13 protein-coding genes, 1 pseudogene and 1 riboswitch are annotated in these 17,593 nt (G+C 72.5%); of the genes and pseudogenes, 5 read left to right on the top strand and 9 right to left on the bottom strand.

Annotation, left to right across the window (positions count from 1 at the left end; translation table 11 throughout):
* Positions 1 to 39 precede the first annotated feature (39 nt).
* Positions 40 to 249 carry a hypothetical protein gene (locus ACZ5DS_RS31115; protein WP_468245126.1) on the bottom strand — a complete coding sequence of 70 codons (210 nt, stop codon included), beginning with the start codon at positions 247 to 249 and terminating at the stop codon, positions 40 to 42.
* Positions 236 to 1,690 (bottom strand): PspC domain-containing protein, encoded by a 1,455-nt coding sequence (locus tag ACZ5DS_RS31110; protein ID WP_468245124.1) that lies wholly within the window; start codon positions 1,688 to 1,690, stop codon positions 236 to 238. Before ACZ5DS_RS31110 ends, ACZ5DS_RS31115 begins: the two co-directional genes overlap by 14 nt.
* 220 nt (positions 1,691 to 1,910) lie before the next feature.
* Between ACZ5DS_RS31110 and ACZ5DS_RS31105 the strand changes: the two genes are divergently transcribed.
* On the top strand, positions 1,911 to 3,200 hold the full coding sequence (locus tag ACZ5DS_RS31105; RefSeq protein ID WP_468245121.1) for an ATP-binding protein: 1,290 nt from the start codon (positions 1,911 to 1,913) through the stop codon (positions 3,198 to 3,200).
* Positions 3,197 to 3,928, top strand: coding sequence for a LuxR C-terminal-related transcriptional regulator (locus tag ACZ5DS_RS31100; RefSeq protein WP_468245119.1), 732 nt, complete (start codon positions 3,197 to 3,199; stop codon positions 3,926 to 3,928). The genes ACZ5DS_RS31105 and ACZ5DS_RS31100 overlap by 4 nt, the downstream gene beginning before the upstream one ends.
* Before the next feature lie 21 nt (positions 3,929 to 3,949).
* Here ACZ5DS_RS31100 and ACZ5DS_RS31095 read toward each other — a convergent pair whose 3' ends face one another.
* A complete protein-coding gene (locus tag ACZ5DS_RS31095; RefSeq protein ID WP_468245295.1) occupies positions 3,950 to 5,014 on the bottom strand; it encodes a C40 family peptidase in 1,065 nt (354 codons plus the stop codon).
* 421 nt (positions 5,015 to 5,435) lie between these two features.
* Between ACZ5DS_RS31095 and ACZ5DS_RS31090 the strand changes: the two genes are divergently transcribed.
* Positions 5,436 to 5,789, top strand: a complete 354-nt coding sequence (locus ACZ5DS_RS31090) for a hypothetical protein (RefSeq protein ID WP_468245116.1) — start codon at positions 5,436 to 5,438, stop codon at positions 5,787 to 5,789.
* Here ACZ5DS_RS31090 and ACZ5DS_RS31085 read toward each other — a convergent pair.
* Positions 5,767 to 6,760, bottom strand: a pseudogene (locus ACZ5DS_RS31085) (tellurite resistance/C4-dicarboxylate transporter family protein). The gene ACZ5DS_RS31090 and the pseudogene ACZ5DS_RS31085 overlap by 23 nt on opposite strands.
* A 72-nt stretch (positions 6,761 to 6,832) precedes the next feature.
* Positions 6,833 to 7,852: a C40 family peptidase gene (locus tag ACZ5DS_RS31080; protein ID WP_468245114.1), complete on the bottom strand. Its 1,020-nt coding sequence runs from the start codon at positions 7,850 to 7,852 to the stop codon at positions 6,833 to 6,835.
* Between the two features lie 8 nt (positions 7,853 to 7,860).
* Positions 7,861 to 8,018: riboswitch (cyclic di-AMP (ydaO/yuaA leader) on the bottom strand.
* 298 nt (positions 8,019 to 8,316) lie between these two features.
* On the opposite strand from ACZ5DS_RS31080, the gene pcrA reads away from it, so the two are divergent.
* Positions 8,317 to 10,800: a DNA helicase PcrA gene (gene pcrA, locus ACZ5DS_RS31075; RefSeq protein WP_468245111.1), complete on the top strand. Its 2,484-nt coding sequence runs from the start codon at positions 8,317 to 8,319 to the stop codon at positions 10,798 to 10,800.
* Between the two features lie 50 nt (positions 10,801 to 10,850).
* On the opposite strand, the gene ACZ5DS_RS31070 is transcribed toward pcrA, so the two are convergent.
* A complete protein-coding gene (locus ACZ5DS_RS31070) occupies positions 10,851 to 12,413 on the bottom strand; it encodes a M23 family metallopeptidase (RefSeq protein WP_468245108.1) in 1,563 nt (520 codons plus the stop codon).
* 255 nt (positions 12,414 to 12,668) lie between these two features.
* Positions 12,669 to 13,520 carry an esterase/lipase family protein gene (locus tag ACZ5DS_RS31065; protein WP_468245106.1) on the bottom strand — a complete coding sequence of 284 codons (852 nt, stop codon included), beginning with the start codon at positions 13,518 to 13,520 and terminating at the stop codon, positions 12,669 to 12,671.
* A 224-nt stretch (positions 13,521 to 13,744) separates the two neighbouring features.
* Between ACZ5DS_RS31065 and ACZ5DS_RS31060 the strand changes: the two genes are divergently transcribed.
* Positions 13,745 to 14,167: a cobalamin B12-binding domain-containing protein gene (locus tag ACZ5DS_RS31060; protein ID WP_468245103.1), complete on the top strand. Its 423-nt coding sequence runs from the start codon at positions 13,745 to 13,747 to the stop codon at positions 14,165 to 14,167.
* A 104-nt stretch (positions 14,168 to 14,271) separates the two neighbouring features.
* On the opposite strand, the gene ACZ5DS_RS31055 is transcribed toward ACZ5DS_RS31060, so the two are convergent.
* Entirely contained in the window at positions 14,272 to 15,954 is a 1,683-nt protein-coding gene (locus ACZ5DS_RS31055) for a DUF5691 domain-containing protein (protein ID WP_468245294.1), read from the bottom strand.
* A 151-nt stretch (positions 15,955 to 16,105) separates the two neighbouring features.
* Positions 16,106 to 17,476 carry an SWIM zinc finger family protein gene (locus ACZ5DS_RS31050; protein WP_468245101.1) on the bottom strand — a complete coding sequence of 457 codons (1,371 nt, stop codon included), beginning with the start codon at positions 17,474 to 17,476 and terminating at the stop codon, positions 16,106 to 16,108.
* Positions 17,477 to 17,593: the final 117 nt, after the last annotated feature.

Genomic DNA, 17,593 nt, shown 5'->3' with positions numbered 1-17,593 from the left:
CGGCGGCCCGCCCGGTCCCCGCCGGCGGTTGGGGTACGGCTAGCCGCCCTCGGCGCCGCGCCGTCTGCGTATGCCCCGGGCCACGGCGGCCGTGACACCGGCCAGGAACAGACCGCCCACCACCAGCGGGACGATCGCGAACCAGGGGGTGTCCCACAGCCCGGCCGCGTCACCCGCGTAGACGGCGCCTGTGGCGGTGAGGAAGAGACCGGCGACCAGCTTCCCGGGCTGGAACTCATGACGCAGCACGGCTGACCTCCACCTGTCCGACGCCCACCCGCAGATCGAGCTTCAGCGTGCCGGCGTCCTTGCCGCCCTTCACCGGCGACAGCGTGACCTCCTTGTGCCTGCCCGGCTGCACGTCCACGTCCTTTCTGTCGTCACCGGGCAACCGGACGTCGCCCACCCCCACGTCGATGCTCATCCGCACGGTCGCGTCCGCCGGCACGATCACCTTCAGCTGACCCGCCCCCACCTCGGCATGCGTGGCCACCGTCTGCCCGCGGGCAGGGTGCACGCCGGTCAGGTCCAGGGTGCCGACGCCGGTCCCGAGGTCGTAGCCGGACCGCACCTGAGCCGTCGCGGCCGGCCTCCAGGCCGTCTCTCTCCAGTGGGTCGAGATGTCCTTGGGCAGGGCCGTGGTCCCCGCGAGCAGCGCCGCCGTGACGAGCGCCAGGAACACCGACCCGGCCCCCGTCCGCCCCAGGAACGCGCTGAGCGTGATGCCCAGGCCGAACACCACGAGCGCACAGGCCAGGCCGGCCTGCAGGCTGGTGCCCAGCGGATGCGTGTCCCAGGTCAGCCCGGTGCCCAGGCCGCCTGCCACGAGGGCGAGCAGGAACACCCAGCCGCCGATCCAGCGCGGGCCGCGCGGTCTCGGGGGCGCGGTGCGCGGCGGGTGGGGGGAACCGGGGTGGGTCCAGGGGGTGGCCATCCCGACGTCGACGGCCGAGAGGAGATCCTGGTCGCGGGTGTCGCCGGGCCCCCACAGATAACCGGTGCCACCGACATGGGTGCCGTCCTTCACGATCGGGTCCCGCCACCAGGAGGGGTAGGTGGTGACGACCGGCGGCGCCTGGGCCTCCGGCGGGGCGTCGGCGGCCGCCTGCGCGGCGAGCGGGTCGGGATCGGGGGCGCCGCGGCGCCGCGACCAGTACCCGGCACCGGCCAGCAGCAGGGAGAGCACCACGGCGAAGGCCAGCACCCCGCCGTTGCGCAGCATGGTCAGGAACGTGCCGCAGCCGACCAGGGCGAACAGCACGGCGGCCAGCGCCTGGCCGTCGACCCGCCCCGTCAGCAGCTTGCGGACCTCGTTCTCCTCTTCGTCCTCGTACGGCACGAGGAGCCAGGCGAAGCCGTAGAAGATGAGGCCGATGCCGCCGGTCGCGGCCAGCACGGCCAGGGTGATCCGGAAGATCACCGGGTCCATGTCGGTCTGCCGGCCGAGCCCGGCACACACGCCCGCGATCATCTTGTGCCGGCGGTCGCGCCGGAACCGGCCGGGGGCCCCGGCCCCGCCCTGCTCCTGTGCGGCTCCCGTCTCTCCCGGCGCTCCTGTCTCTCCTGTCTCCCTTGTCTCTCTTGCCGCTCCCGTCGCGGCGGGCGCGGCATCCGTCGGTCCGGTGCCCGGGGCCGGGCGCGGGCCGGAGCCGGGTCCCGGACCCGTCGCGGCGTGCTCGTGATCCGTCATGCGTCCATGGTGACGGCCCGCCCGTCGCGACGGCAGTCGGGATGACCCTGGGCGAACCCTGAGATCTGCCCTGAGGCCGGACGGGGAGGCGTTCGACACCCGGTCGGCACCGGGCCGGCGCTCGGTCGACGGCCGTTCCGCACCCGCGGCGCGAAGATCAGGGGAGTCTAGGGGGCCGACCCTGATGCCCCGGACCCACGGCCATGTGACCATCGATGGCATGCCGGAAGCCGCAGCACTGCCACTCGAAGACCCGCGGCCACCGCGCAAGCTCTACCGCAGCAGCGACGGTCGCTGGCTCGGCGGAGTGGCGCGGGGCCTCGCCGGGCACCTCGGGCTGCCCGTGATCTGGGTCCGGCTCGCCTTCGTCGGTCTGTTCATGGCCAACGGCCTCGGCGCGCTGCTGTACGCCGCGTTCTGGTTCTTCGTCCCGCTCGGCGTCGGTGGCGTCGGCGGTCAGAAGCCGCCGCTGGTCGCCACCGAGGCCGCGCCGGGCGGCCGCCGTCGGATCATGACCCGCAAGCCGGACAAGGGGCAGATCGCCGCCCTGCTGCTCATGGTCATCGTGTCCATGGTGTTCGTGGGCAGCGTCAACCTGAGCAGCGCGGCCAAGGCGTATCTGCTCCCCGCTGTCCTGGTCGCGGCCGGTGTCGCCCTCGTCTGGCGCCAGGCGGACAACGCCCGCCGGGCCCGCTGGGTCGAGGTCGGCAGCCGCCGGCGCACGCTCACCCTGCTGCGGGCGGGCGTCGGCGTCCTGCTGGTCACCGCCGGTGTCTCGGCCATCTTCGTCACGCAGGGCTCGGCCGCCCACCTCGGCGCGGTCCTCCAGGCCGCGCTCGCCGTCCTCGTCGGCATCACGCTCCTCGCCGGCCCCTATCTGGTCCGCATGACCCAGGACCTGTCCGAGGAACGTCTGATGCGCATCCGCGCCCAGGAGCGCGCCGAGGTCGCCGCCCACGTCCACGACTCCGTGCTGCACACCCTCACCCTGATCCAGCGCAACGCCGACAACGCGAGCGAGGTGCGCCGCCTGGCCCGCGCCCAGGAGCGGGACCTGCGCACCTGGCTGTACAAGCCGGAGGGCACCGGCAAGGACGAGGCCGACGAGCCGGACACGGTCGCCGAGGCGGTGCGGCGCAACGCGGCCGAGGTCGAGGACAAGCACGGCGTCCCCATCGAGGTGGTCGTGGTCGGCGACTGCCCGCTCGACGAGCGGACCGGTGCGCAGATGCAGGCCGCGCGTGAGGCGATGGTGAACGCCGCCAAGTACGGTGGCGAGGGCGGTGCCGTACAGGTCTATGCCGAAGTCGAGGGGAAGACGGTCTTCGTGTCCGTCCGCGACCGCGGCCCCGGCTTCGACCTCGACTCGATACCCGCCGACCGCATGGGCGTCAGAGAATCGATCATCGGCCGCATGGAGCGCAACGGCGGCACGGCCCGGCTGCGGTCGGTGCCGGGCGGCGGTACCGAAGTCGAGCTGGAGATGGAGAGGGCGGAGAAGACGTCATGAGCGACGCGACCGAGGCGAACGGTACGGCGGGAGCGGCGGAGCAGGCCGGGCCCGGCCCCGCCGGGAAGCGGCACGTGCGCGTGGTGCTCGTCGACGACCACCGCATGTTCCGCACGGGCGTGCAGGCCGAGATCGGGCAGACCGCCGAAACCGGTGTGGAGGTGGTCGGCGAGGCCGCCGACGTCGACCAGGCGGTCGCGGTCATCACCGCGACCCGGCCCGAGGTGGTGCTCCTCGACGTGCACCTGCCGGGCGGCGGCGGGGTCGAAGTGCTGCGCCGGTGCGCCCCGTTGATGGCGGACGCCGAGCAGCCCGTGCGCTTCCTCGCGCTGTCCGTGTCGGATGCGGCGGAGGACGTGATCGGGGTGATCCGCGGCGGCGCCCGCGGCTATGTCACCAAGACCATCACCGGCACCGACCTGGTCGACTCGATCTTCCGGGTCCAGGAGGGCGACGCCGTCTTCTCCCCGCGCCTGGCCGGGTTCGTCCTGGACGCCTTCGCCTCCACCGACGCCCCGCCGGTCGACGAGGACCTGGACCGCCTCACCCAGCGCGAGCGGGAGGTGCTGCGCCTGATCGCCCGCGGCTACGCCTACAAGGAGATCGCCAAGCAGCTGTTCATCTCGGTGAAGACGGTCGAGTCCCATGTCTCGGCGGTCCTGCGCAAGCTCCAGCTGTCCAACCGCCATGAGCTGACCCGCTGGGCGACCGCCCGCCGCCTGGTCTGACCCCCTGCCCGGCGGCGCCCCTCAGACCACCCGGGTGGCCCCCGCGAACGGCATCTGGTCGAGGGGCGCCAGCCGGACCGGTGCCGACGGGTTCGGGGCGTGGATCATCTGGCCGTTGCCGACGTAGATGCCGACATGGCTGATGCCGGCGTAGAAGAACACCAGGTCACCGGGCTGGAGTTCGGAGCGCGAGACCCGCCGGCCCGCGTTGATCTGGGCATAGGTGGTGCGCGGCAGGGAGATGCCGGCGGAGCGGTAGGCGGCCTGCACCAGGCCCGAGCAGTCGAACGCGTCCGGGCCGGTCGCGCCCCACACATAGGGGCTGCCGAGCTTCTCGTAGGCGTAGGCGATGGCCGCCGCCGTACGGGAGTCGGGGGCGGCGACGGTCCCGGCCTGCTCCAGTGCCGCCCTGGCGTCCGAGGCCGACCGCGAGGCGCGGCCCGCAGCCGTGCCGTCGCCGGTGACCTCGGCCCGCTGCGGCGGAGTGAGCCGCGCCAGCAGCGCGCGCGCCTCGGCCAGTTTGCCGGTGATGGTCTTCTTCTGCTGCCTCAGCACCGCTTGCCGCGAGCGCAGCGACGTCACCTCGATGCGGGCGGCGCCGCGCAACTGCTCGATCTCCCGCAGCTGTTCGCGTACCCGCCCCACAGCCTCGGCCTGCCGCTCGCCGGCCCGCTCCGCGAACGCGGCCCCGTCCAGGTACCGGTCGGGGTCCTTGGACAGCGCCAGCTGCCAGGCGGGGTCGATCTCGCCCTCCCGGTACTGTGCCGCGGCCAGCGAACCCAGCGCTTCCCGCGCAGCGTTGAGCTTCTGCTGCTTGCGGGCGGTCTCGTCGCGCAGCGAGTTCAGCCGCCGCTGGGCGGTGTCCGCCTTCTCCTTCGCCCCGTTGTACGTCTCGGTGGCGGCCTCCGCCTCCTGGTAGAGCTTGTCCACCTTGGCCTTCACCTGTGCCGGGGTCAGCTGCGGCTCGGCGTTGCCCGTTCCCTCGAAGGCCGCCCCGGTGGCCGCGCCCGCCACGGCGAGGGTGAAGACCGTGCGGGCCGTGCTGCCCCCGAGCGAGCGCTGTCGGGGCTTGCGGTGCGCTGCCACCTGGACCGTCACGTCCTTCCGTGGGACTCGTGCCGACCGAGCGAGCGGTCGATGCGTCCGGCGGCGGTCCACACAGGGGGAACGGGCCGCCGCCGGACCTTTCTCGGCGGTGGTGGCCGGCGGCCGCCCCTGGCCCGGGCGGCGGTGGGGTGCCGGTCACCTGGGGGAGGACGCTATGCCCGTCCGTGACAGGGAGGTAACACGGAGTGCGGAACTGGTTTCGACAGATCGGGACGCGACCGTATGTGACCGGGTTTCCGGGCCGGAGGCGTCGCCTTCGCACAGCGTGGTGACCGATGCGCGCAATCCGGGACTCGCACGAGTCGAGTGGTGCTATGGGGCGCATATATGCAAGGTCCACGGATCCGGGGGCGGGCCCGGTGGAAGGAGCCTCGAGCGCCCTTCATTAGGCTCCGGACCCATGGACGTACTCATCCACCTTTTCGTCGGCCTGCACATCGTCGGCATCGCCGCGCTGCTCGGTGGTTTCCTCACCCAGATGAAGGCGATGGGCCAGGGCACGGCCCGTTTCGTCCCCGGGATGCTGCACGGAGCGCTGACCATGCTGGTCACCGGCGTGGTCCTGGTGGGCCTCAACCAGGCCGACGACCACCACGTCAACACCATCAAGATCGGTCTGAAGCTGGCCCTGCTGATCGTGATCCTCGGGCTGGTCTACGTCAAGCGCGACGAGGAGAAGGTGGACAAGGGCGTCTTCGGACTGGTCGGCCTGCTGACCACGGCGAACATCTTCATCGCCGTGCTGTGGACCTGAGCCTCAGCGCCCCCCGCCGATCTCGGCACGGGCTGCGAGGGCCGCGCCGGCCGCGACCGCCAGCCACACCGCCAGCGCCATCCACACCAGCACCCGCCCCGGCCCGTTCAACCACCCGATGCCCACCGCGGCCGCGACCGACAGCGTGGCCGCCCCGGTCATCCCCATCGGGAACACCGTCGCCCACCGCCGCGTGTCGTAACGCAGCCGCGGCCGGGCCGCCTCGGCGGCCAGCAGGACCACGTACACGGCCAGATCCAGGATGAGCAGTGCGACCGTCACGTTGCGCAGCACACCCCGGTCGTCGTCGTTCCACAGGTACAGCCGCGCACTGTCCGCGGCGAGCAGCTTCGCCCCGGCCAGCGCCGAGATGGCGAGCGCCCCGCCCGCGATCCACTGGTCCCCGGCCCCCTCGAACACCTGCCGCCGATCGAAGTGCTGCAGGGCGAGGACGTAGAGCACCAGGCCCAGCCAGAACAGCACCAGCGCGGCACGCGCGAGCCATGCCGTCGTCTCGGCCGCGGCCAGCGTGGCCGCCAGCACCGCCGGCCCCTGTGTGGCCACACAACACAGGAACACCGCTCCTGGCATGCGCCGCGTCCAGTGCCGTACGACGAGGACCAGCAGCACCGGCCACAGCACCACCGCCACCGCCAGCAACCCTCGGCCGGCGTCTGCCGGCCGAGCGCCGAGAACCGGGTGCCGAGCACCGCCGTGGCGGCGACGGCGGTGAGCGCGCCCGGACTCTCCGCCTCGGCCACCCACCGCTGCCGCCGCACCAGCAGCCGTACGAGGAAGTCGACGGCCAGCGCCACCCAGGCCACGCAGGCCAGCCACAGGAAGACCCGGGACAGCGTCTCGGCGCCCGTCAGATGCAGGCCCACCGAGACGATGCCGGTCGCCATGACGGCGGCCCCCGCCGCCGGCGGACGCTCCGCCCACCACGCACGCAGACCTGAGATGCCGGGCATGCGCCCGATGCTAAGGAGCCTCGCGGGCCCGGCGAGGAGGGCACGCGCGCGTGGGGCTCGAAAAGACGACGGTCAGGCCGGGCGCACCACGCTGTGAATGATCGATTCGCCCCCGTGGAAGACGGACTCCTCGCGGATGTACGCACCGGGCTGCGGGGCGTGGATCATCATCCCGTTGCCCGTGCAGAGGCCGACATGGCTGCGGTCCTCGTGGAAGAAGACCAGGTCACCAGGGTGTGCGTCGGCGAGGGCGACCGGGGTGCCCGCGTCGGCCTGGTCGCGCGCGGCGCGCGGGAGGGTGACACCGGCGGCCTTCCAGGCGGCCTGGGTGAGGCCGGAGCAGTCGTAGGAGCCGGGGCCGCTGGCCCCGTTCACGTACGGCTTGCCGATCTGGGCGCGGGCGAAGGAGATCGCCTTCTCGGCCTTGGTGGCCTGCGCGCCGGAGGACCCGTACGACCGCGGGTCGGCCTCCGCAGGCTTCCGGTGCTTCGGCGCGGTCGGCCGTGCCTGCTCCCCGGCCGTCAGCCGGGACAGCAGCTCGCGGGCGGAGGCGAGCTTCTTCTGGACGACGGCCTTGGCGCTCTTCGGGTCACGCGGCGACGGGGCCGGGGTCTCGGCCGGCGCTTGCGGGCTCCAGAGAGCCGGAGCCTCCACGCCCGTGGCGGCCGCCGCATCCATGGTCCTGTCGGCCGGCGCCTCCACGCCCCTGGCGGTCTGCTGCCGCTTCTTCACGGTCGAGGCCAGCCGGTCCATCAGCCGGTTCTGGTCGAAGTAGCCCGGCGCACGCTCCGTCTCCTCCCGCTGTGCGTCCGCCAGCAGGGTCTTCGCGCGCAGGGCTTCCAGCCGCCCCTGCTGCCGCCCGGCCCGCTCCGTGGCCTCCTCGGACCGCTCGGTCGCCGAGTCCGCCCGGCGGTACAGCTCGTCGATCTTCTTCTCGATCTCCTCCACGCTCGGCCTGCCGTCGTGGACGGGGGCGGCCTCGGCCGTCTGGGACAGCACGGCCACGGAGGTGAAGGCGGCGGTGGCGAGGGCGGGCGTGCGCAGGCCCGGTCCGAGGGTGGTGCCGGGGCGCGGCTTGCGGTGCGACGCCAAAGGAGGCGACTCCTTCCAATGTGCCGCCTACCGGGTTAGCTGTCGGGTTCGGGCGGGTGGTTCGGAAGGGTTGCCCTACGGCGTCGTCCCGGGCGGGAGTCGGCCGATTCACCCCAGGATCGGTGGGTCCCCGGCTCCGGCTGCCAGATAAGGGCGCACCGGACTCGGCGGAGGCCGCGGCGCTCGGCGACGTTCGCCGGAAGGGGGTCGTGCGGCCTGACGGCAACCTAGCCAACTCGTGTGACTCCTGTGAAGGTTGGTGTGCCATATGTCCGATACATTTCCGTGACCTGAGGCCGTTTTCATACGGGCGTGACAAGGCGCTTCCGCAGCGTGAGGGCCCGATCGACCTGGAGCGGCGCGCTGATCGACTCCCCGTGCTGTGTCCGATTGCGGGCGCCCGCGGGGCCGTGTTCCCGGGACGGCGACCGGTTGTCGGTGCGGCGCCCTAGACTCGGAGAGCGATGAGCAGCCTCTTTGACGACAGCTTCCTGGCGGACCTCCAGGCCCCTCGCGGGCACGAGGAGGAACCCCCGCCGCCGCCCGAGGACGATCACGCTCCGGAGCCGCTTCCGGACGATCTGTTCGGCGGGAAGTTCGACGCGCCGCCGGACCGGGACGCGTACTACCGCGACGGCGCCCCCCGCCCCGCGATCGACGCGGCAGCGCTCCTGGAGGGGCTGAACGAGAACCAGCGCGCGGCGGTCGTCCACGCCGGCTCACCGCTGCTCATCGTGGCCGGCGCCGGCTCCGGCAAGACCCGCGTGCTCACCCACCGCATCGCCCACCTCCTGGCCGAGCGGAACGCGCACCCGGGCCAGATCCTCGCGATCACCTTCACCAACAAGGCCGCGGGCGAGATGAAGGAGCGCGTCGAGCAGCTCGTCGGCCCGCGCGCGAACGCGATGTGGGTGATGACCTTCCACAGCGCGTGCGTACGGATCCTGCGGCGCGAGTCGAAGAAGCTCGGCTTCACCTCCTCGTTCTCCATCTACGACGCCGCCGACAGCAAGCGCCTGATGGCCCTGGTCTGCCGCGACCTGGACCTCGACCCCAAGCGCTTCCCGCCCAAGTCCTTCAGCGCCAAGATCAGCAACCTCAAGAACGAGCTGATCGACGAGGAGGACTTCGCCGCCCAGGCCGCCGACGGCTTCGAGAAGACCCTCGCCCAGGCCTACGCGCTCTACCAGTCGCGGCTGCGCGAGGCCAACGCGCTCGACTTCGACGACCTGATCATGACGACGGTCAACCTGCTGCGCGCCTTCCCGGACGTCGCCGAGCACTACCGCCGCCGCTTCCGGCACGTCCTGGTGGACGAGTACCAGGACACCAACCACGCCCAGTACGCGCTGGTGCGCGAGCTGGTCGGCACCGGCGAACACGATGAGGACGTACCGCCCACCGAGGCCGACCTCCCGCCCGCCGAACTGTGCGTGGTGGGTGACGCGGACCAGTCGATCTACGCCTTCCGGGGCGCGACCATCCGCAACATCCTCCAGTTCGAGGAGGACTACCCGAACGCGACGACGATCCTGCTGGAGCAGAACTACCGCTCCACGCAGACCATCCTGTCCGCCGCCAACGCGGTCATCGAGCGCAACGAGTCCCGCCGCCCGAAGAACCTGTGGACCAACGCCGGCCAGGGCGCCCGGATCACCGGCTACGTCGCCGACACCGAGCACGACGAGGCCCAGTTCGTCGCCGACGAGATAGACCGCCTCACGGACGCGGGCGAGGCGAAGGCCGGAGACGTCGCCGTCTTCTACCGCACCAACGCCCAGTCCCGTGTCTTCGAAGAAGTCTTCATCCGCGTCGGCCTGCCCTACAAGGTCGTCGGCGGCGTCCGCTTCTACGAGCGCAAGGAGGTCCGGGACGTCCTGGCCTACCTGCGTGTCCTCGCCAACCCCGAGGACTCGGTGCCGCTGCGCCGCATCCTCAACGTGCCCAAGCGGGGCATCGGCGAGCGCGCCGAGGCGATGATCGACGCCCTCTCCCAGCGCGAGAAGATCAGCTTCCCGCAGGCCCTGAAGCGCGTGGACGAGGCCTACGGCATGGCCGCGCGCTCCACCAACGCCGTCAAGCGGTTCAACACGCTGATGGAGGACCTGCGCACGATCGTGGAGTCCGGCGCCGGACCGGCGACCGTTCTGGAGGCCGTGCTCGAACGCACCGGCTACCTGGCCGAGTTGCAGGCCTCGACCGACCCGCAGGACGAGACCCGCATCGAGAACCTCCAGGAACTCGCGGCCGTGGCCCTGGAGTTCGAGCAGGACCGCGGGGAAGGCGAGTCGGTGGCGCTGTCCGACTTCCTGGAGCAGGTCGCGCTGGTCGCCGACTCCGACCAGATCCCCGACGAGGACGAGGAAGGCTCCGGCGTCATCACCCTGATGACCCTGCACACCGCCAAGGGCCTGGAGTTCCCGGTCGTCTTCCTGACCGGCATGGAGGACGGCGTCTTCCCGCACATGCGCGCCCTCGGCCAGACCAAGGAGCTGGAGGAGGAGCGGCGCCTGGCGTACGTCGGCATCACGCGCGCGCGGGAGCGGCTCTACCTCACACGGTCGGCGATGCGCAGCGCCTGGGGACAGCCGTCGTACAACCCGCCCTCCCGCTTCCTGGAGGAGATCCCGGCCGCCCATGTGGAGTGGAAGCGGACGGGAGCGTCCGCGCCGGTGTCCTCCGGGCCGGCCTCCGGGATCGCGGCCTCCCTCTCCTCGTCCCGCTCCCGCTCGTCGGCGGCGGGCGCGTCCGGGTTCGCCACGCGGCGGACCACGGAGAAGCCGGTGGTCGCCCTGGCCGTCGGGGACCGCGTGACCCACGACCAGTTCGGCCTCGGCACGGTCGTCGCGATCAAGGGCACGGGTGCGAACGCGGAGGCGACGATCGACTTCGGGGACGCCAAGCCGAAGCGGCTCCTGCTGCGGTACGCACCGGTCGAGAAGCTGTAGACGAGCTGAGCCCCGCCGGATCGATCGGCGGGGCTCGCTTCACGCAGGGCTCAGGTCGGGTCCAGGCCGTGGCTGCGCAGCCACGGCAGCGGGTCTATGGCCGCCCCGCCGGCCGGCCGTACCTCGAAGTGCAGGTGCGGGCCGGTGGAGTTGCCCGAGTTGCCCGAGTAGGCGATCGGGTCGCCGGCCTTGACGGTCGTACCGGAGGCGACACGGTAGCTGGAGAGGTGGCAGTACCAGGTCTCCGTGCCGTCCTTCGCCGTCACGATCAGCATGTTGCCGTAGGCGCTGTTCCACTTCGTGGTGACGGTGCCGTCGGTGGCGGACATCACCGTGGTGCCGTAGGAGACGGGGAAGTCGATGCCCGTGTGCACGGACATCCAGTTCACACCGGCCTGACCGAAGTACGCGCTGAGGCCCCTCTGCAGGACCGGCAGCACGAACTTGGGACGCAGTCGCTCCTTGAGCGCAGCCTCCGCGGCCGCTTTCTTCTGCTGCAGCTCCTGCTGCGCCTTCAGATCGATGCGCTCCTGCGTACGGCTCGCCCGGTCGGCGAAATCGTCGGCGCCGGCGGCGAGGGTCCGGAGCTGGGCGTCCAGCTTGCCGTTGGCGACGGACGGCTGCACCGCGTGCGCATCCGAGGCCGAGGCAGTGGTGTCCTTGCCGCCGTCGCCGGTCAGGCTGCCGACGGAGGCGGCGGCGATCCCCGCGACCCCCATCACACAGGCCGAGGGCACGGCGACGGTCAGCAGCGCGGACCGCTTGGGGGGCGTACGGCGCCGGGAACGCCCCGCGCTGCGCGAGCCCGCGCGGGTCACCGGGGCCGGTGTGGCCTCTTCCTGGTCGTCGAGCAGGGACGGTACGGCGGGCATCTCGCCCGTGTCACCCAACTCGCCGTCCTCGGCGCGGGCTTCGGAGAAGTCGCCGAGGTCGGTGAATGCGCCCGGTTCGCCGTGTTCGCCAAGCTCACCGGGTTCGTCGTAGCAGGCGTCCTCGTACGACACCTGGTCGAAGGCGGCGGTCGCCTGCGGGTCGCTGACCTGCTCGAACGTGGCCGTGGCCTGGTGGTCGAACGGTTCGGCAAGCGGCTCGTGCGGTACGGCCGTGCCATCGGAGTTCCACTGCGTGGCGTCGTACGCGCCCGTGTCGAAGGCCTGGGTGCCCCACTCCCACTGCTGGGTGGGGTCGGCGCCGGTGGACTGGTCGGGCTGCAGCCAGGCGCTCGCGTCCCACTGGCCGCTGATGTCGTTGCCCGTGGGCTGCGCGGGGACGGTCCAGGCGGTGGCGTCGTACACGCCGGAGTCGTAGGCCGCGTGGTGCTGGGCCGCGTACGGGTCGTAGTTCAGGGACTGCCCGGTGCCGGTCTGCCACTGCGTGCTGTCGTACGCGCCGGTGTGCTGCTCGTTGCCGGGGAGGGTGCCGAAGAGCGGGTCGGTGGCGAAGGCTCCGGTGCCGGTGGAGCCGCTCGCAAAACCGCTGGCGTCGTAGCCGCCGTAGGTGGTGAGGTCGTCGTAGTGGGCTTCCGGTGCCCCGTACGGCGCGTAGTGCGCGGCGGAGGCGTCGGAAGCCGGAGCCGGGGTGGTCATGATCCCCGACGGGTGACGGTCGTTCACCAACTTCTCTTTCGCCTCGACAACAGGGGCTGCCAGAGCAGTGCGGCGACTGTACCCGGCGGTACGCGGGCGCGACAATCTTCGGCTGGTTTCGCGTTGGTCGGAAACGGGCATTCGGCCGTGTTTTGGCGGACGACGGGCGCGAGTTTGGCCTTGTGTTTGAAAGGCGTTCGATTTCCGGTGGCGGTGAGTTACCCGTGGACCCGCTGTGCCGCGCCCGTGCGGACGCCCTGGGGCGCGTGCTCGGCTGCCGGCCTAGGCCACCGTCAGGCCGTCGCTGAGCCGGCCCTCGGAGTGTGCGGTGTCGAGGGCCTCGCGTATCCCGGCGGCCACGGCGGGATGCACCGGCAGCGCGAGATGCCCGATCCCGGTCACCCGGACGTTCTGCGCGTCCAGGTCGGGATGGTCGATGCAGGCCGTCTCCAGTGGATCCATCACGGAGTCGAGGTCGCTCCAGAAGCTGACGAAGCGGGTGCGGCAGCCGGGCGCGGGCCGGGTCAGCTCCTCGATCACCTCGGAGCCGGGCCGCATCTGCCGCACGATCGGATGGGCGCTGGCCAGCGGGACGAACCGGGTGCCGGAGTGCGGGGTGCCCAGCGTGACGAGCGTGCCCACCCGCAGGTCCCCGCCCAGGCGCTGGATGTAGTAACGGGCGATCAGCCCGCCGAGGCTGTGCCCCACGATGTCGACCCGGTCGCTTCCGGTGCGCTCGCAGATCTCCTCGATGTGGCGGCCCAGCAGCTCGGCTGCGATGCGTATGTCACAGGTCAGCGGAGAGTAGTTGAGCGATGTGATGCGCTGCCTGCCGCTGCGGGCGAGGTTGCGGCGCAGCAGGACGAAGACCGAGCGGTTGTCGATGAAGCCGTGCAGCAGGACGACCGGCGCGGCGGGCCTGTCGGGCAGTCGTGTGGTGCCGTCCGGGGCGGGGAGCGCGGGGGAGCGGCGCTCCTGGGTGAGGCCGGTCGGATACAGCAGCAGGTGACCGGCCAGGATCACGGCCTCCAGCGCGGTCGCCTTGAGGAACGTCAGGGACAGATCTGCCAGTCTGCCGGGCCACAGGCGCCGACAGAGCGGGAGGAAGAGCGGCAGTACCCCGGTGACCTTCATGGGCCGACCTCCTGTCGGCACGCAGGCGGACGGCTCATCCCCCGTGTGCCCTCATGTCCCACCGTGTGATTTCCCCCTCGCTCCGCACCGTAAAACCGCCGGTTGCGGGATGCTGGAGATAACGTTCGTTCACTTGCCGACGGGTGGCGGAACGCGCCGGATGTGCGGTACTTGTCGGTACGGGCGGAAGCGGTCGCTTCCGTGGTCGCTTGATGGAGGCAGTGATGGGTGTGGCAGCCGGTCCGATCCGCGTGGTGGTGGCCAAGCCGGGGCTCGACGGCCACGATCGCGGGGCCAAGGTCATCGCGCGGGCGCTGCGCGACGCCGGCATGGAGGTCATCTACACCGGGCTTCACCAGACGCCGGAACAGGTCGTCGACACCGCCATCCAGGAGGACGCCGACGCGATCGGCCTGTCCATCCTCTCGGGCGCCCACAACACCCTCTTCGCCGCGGTCATCGACCTCCTGAAGGAGCGCGACGCCGCGGACATCCTCGTCTTCGGCGGTGGCATCATCCCCGAGGAGGACATCGCCCCGCTGAAGGAGAAGGGCGTCGCGGCGATCTTCACGCCGGGCGCGACCACCACGGAGATCGTGGAGTGGGTGCGGGAGAACGTGCGTCAGCCGGCTGCCTCCGGGGGTTGAGCGACTGCCTCCGGCGGCTGAGCCGAGGGTGCGCTGAGCTGTAGTGGGCGGCCACTGGGGGCTGCCGCCCCAAGTCCCCTGTTTCTGCCTGAACGGCCTCGTCCTCAATCTCCCCCGCTCTCGGCTTCGCTCGAGCGGGGGGACCCCCACGACGGGCTGGTTTCGCTCAGCTCCGCAGCCATCGCCGCCCGCAGCCGCAACGTGCTCACCAGGCGCTGGAACGCCTCCGCCCAGTACCCCCCGGCCCCCGGCGACGCGTCCTCCCGCTCGTCGGGTATCGCCAGCAGGCCGTCCAGGCGTGCGGCCTCCGCCGGATCCAGGCAGCGCTCGGCCAGCCCCATCACGCCGCTGAAGCTCCAGGGGTAACTGCCCGCGTCCCGGGCGATGTTGAGGGCGTCCACCACGGCCCGGCCGAGCGGGGCGGACCAGGGGACCGCGCACACCCCGAGCAGCTGGAACGCCTCCGACAGGCCGTGTGTCGCGATGAATCCGGCCACCCACTCCGCCCGTTCCCCTGCCTCCAGCGTGGCCAGCAGCTTCGCCCGCTCCGCCAGGGACACCGCCCCGGGGCCGCCGGCCTCCGGTGCCGAGGGCGCCCCGAGCAGCGCTCTCGACCAGGCGGCGTCCCGCTGCCGCACCGCCGCCCGGCACCAGGCCGCGTGCAGCTCCCCCTGCCAGCCGTCGGCCACCGCCAGCGCCACGATCTGTTCCGGTGTGCGCCCCCCGAGCCGGTCGGGCCAGGTGCCGAGCGGTGCCGCCTCCACCAACTGACCCAGCCACCAGGACCGTTCCCCCCTGCCCGCAGGAGGCTTGGCCACCACGCCGTCCCGCTCCATGCCCGCGTCGCACTCAGGCGGGGCCTCCACGACGATCGCGGGCGCGTCCCCCGTGCGGTCGACGGCCACACAGGCCGAGGCCCGCACCGCCATCCGCGCGGCGAGCGCCGAGCCCGGCAGCCCGGACAGCAGCTCCGCCGCCGTCGCCCGGACGTTGCGGCTGCGATCTCCCAGAGCCTGCTCCAGGAACGGCTCGTCCCCGGGGTTCAGCCCTGTGCGCAGCGAGTCGAGGAACATCAGCCGGTCCTCGGCCCGCTCCGTCGCCCAGGTCGCCGTCAGCAGCTCCCGGGCGAACGCGGGCGTACGCTCGCGCAGCGCCGCCAGCAGGGCGACCCGCTCGGCGAACAGGCCCTCCTGCCACAGCCGTTGCACCGCCTCGCCGTCCTCGGGGTCGGGCAGCACCGCTCCGCCGCCCGGCGCCGAGCGCAGGGCGAACCGCCAGTCCTGGTTCAGCCGGGCCAGCCACAGCGCGCGGGACCCGGCGAACGCCAGCGCCGCCGGCCGCAGGTCGGTACGGCCCCGGGCGGCGTCCAGCAGTGCGGGCAGCGCCTGCGGGGGTGCCGCGTACCCGTGGGCGTTGGCCGCCGCGAGCCACTGCGGGAGCAGTTCCATGAGGTCCGGAGCGTTGCCCCGCCTGCCACCGCCTGCGCCGCTGCCGCGGTCGGCCAGCAGCATCGCGAGCCTGCGCGCCGCGGCGGCGGGCAACGCCGGACGCGGATCCTCGGGCGCGGGCTCCGGCCGTCGCGCGGCCGGCCCGGCCCGCAGCCCCGCTCGCCGCTGCACGGTGGACAGCGCGGCAGCGTCCAGTAGCGCGACGGGGGCTTCCCGGCCGGGCACGGCCCCCGCCGGCGGGCGACGCTCGGTGCCCAGGAGGGCGGTAGTGACGAGGTCTTCCCAGGAGGAGGGCGGGCTCAGGGCCTGGCCGTCCGTCGCCGTCGAGGTTCCGTTCAACACGATCCCTTCCCTTTTCCTTCGTGTCCCTGAGAGATCTGCTCGCGTGGCTCAGCGGTCTGCTCGTGTCCCTGAGAGATGTGCTCGCGTCCTGAGAGGTCTGCTCCTGGCTCGTAGAGGTCTGCTCCTGTCCTTGAGAGGTCCTCCTCCGTCAGCACAGCGTCACCGGGTCGCCCGAGCCCTGCGGCCACGCCGTCAGCGGGGTGAAGCCGCGGTGGCCGCACTCGCCGAAGACCGTGACGGGGGCGCCGCCGGACAGGGCGATCAGGCTCCACAGGCCCGGGCGGGAACGGGCGGCCGGAGTGAGCGGGAGCGCCGAGTCCGCGTCGGCGTCGGCCAGTTGCCAGGCACCCGGTTCGGCTTCCGGTGTTGGTATGACGCGGTCCAGCGTGACCGGGACCGAGTCCAGCCAGGGGTCCTGGCGCAGAGCCTCGCCGTAGCGGGCCGCCGCCTGGGCCGTGGTCACGCCCGGCGGGCGGAGTGCGGCGGGCGCGGGCGGGGCGTACCGCTCGCCGAGGGCCGCCCGCACCTGTCCGGCGCCGGGGAACAGGGACAGGTCGGCCTCCAGCGCCAGGCCCACCGGCAGGGACACCTCCGGCGCCCTGCCCGCCGCTCCGTAGGAGAGGAGCAGCCGGGTGTGGCCCGACTCGGCACCGTGGAGCCAGATCCGGCGCGTCGTCAGTTTCGGGTCGACCGTGTCGTACTGGGCGAGGACCAGCCAGCGGTCGCGCACCGGCGGGCCGTCCGCAGAGGCCGGCAGGCCGAGCCGGGAGCGGACCGTGGCCGCGAGCGCGTCCGGCAGCCGCTCGCGGCGCAGCCAGCCCTGGTCCAGAAGGTGGAGGAGGGCGCACTCCTCCAGCAGCCGTGCCGGCCAGCCGGGCCCGGAGGCCGGTATCGCCCCCAACTCTCTTACTCGGGAGGCCAGTCCGGGGGCCTGGGCGTCGACCATGCGGGCCGCCGTCTCGTCCCACATCCCGTATCCCGCCTGTTCGGCCGAGGCCAGGCCGTCGCGCAGCAGGTCCGCCAAGCGCTGCTCCAGCTCCGTCGCTCCCGCCGTGACCCGCTCGGCCCGGCGCTCCGCCCGGCGCCGCGCCGCCTCCGGATCAGCGGACCCGGTCGCGGAACTCCCGCCGCCCTCCGTCCGTTTGCTCTCCGCGCGCCTGCGCCTGCCCGCGAGCCACTGCTCGGCCCAGTCCGGCGGCTCGGCCACCGCCGGCACCGCGTCGGCCGTGCCCTCGCTGTCCGCCCACAGCAGCAGCAGTCCGAGCGCGTGCTTGCACGGGAACTTCCGGCTCGGACAACTGCACTTGTACGCGGGCCCTGCCATGTCCGCGAGGTCCACCACCGTCTGGTACGGCCTGCTGCCACTGCCCTTGCACAGCCCCCACACCGTCCCCTCTTTGCTGCCTGCCTCGGACCACGGCCCGGCTGCGCCCAGCCTGCTTCCCGCCTTGCGTGACGCGGCGTCAGGCGCCAGTGCCAGCACCTGCTCCGCGGTCCAGCGCACCCCCTGCTCAGTCATGCCAACGACGGTAGATCCCGGCACTGACAATCGGCCCTGCGAGCACATTTGCGCAGGTCAGAGCGATTGTCAGTGGCGTGGTGCACGGTGGATGCCAGATCCGAACCGGCCGAGCTG

It is taken from the genome of Streptomyces sp. NPDC031100 (assembly GCF_055570785.1).
The sequence above is the reverse complement of the archived record's forward strand: the minus strand, read 5'-3'. Positions and strand labels throughout refer to the sequence as shown.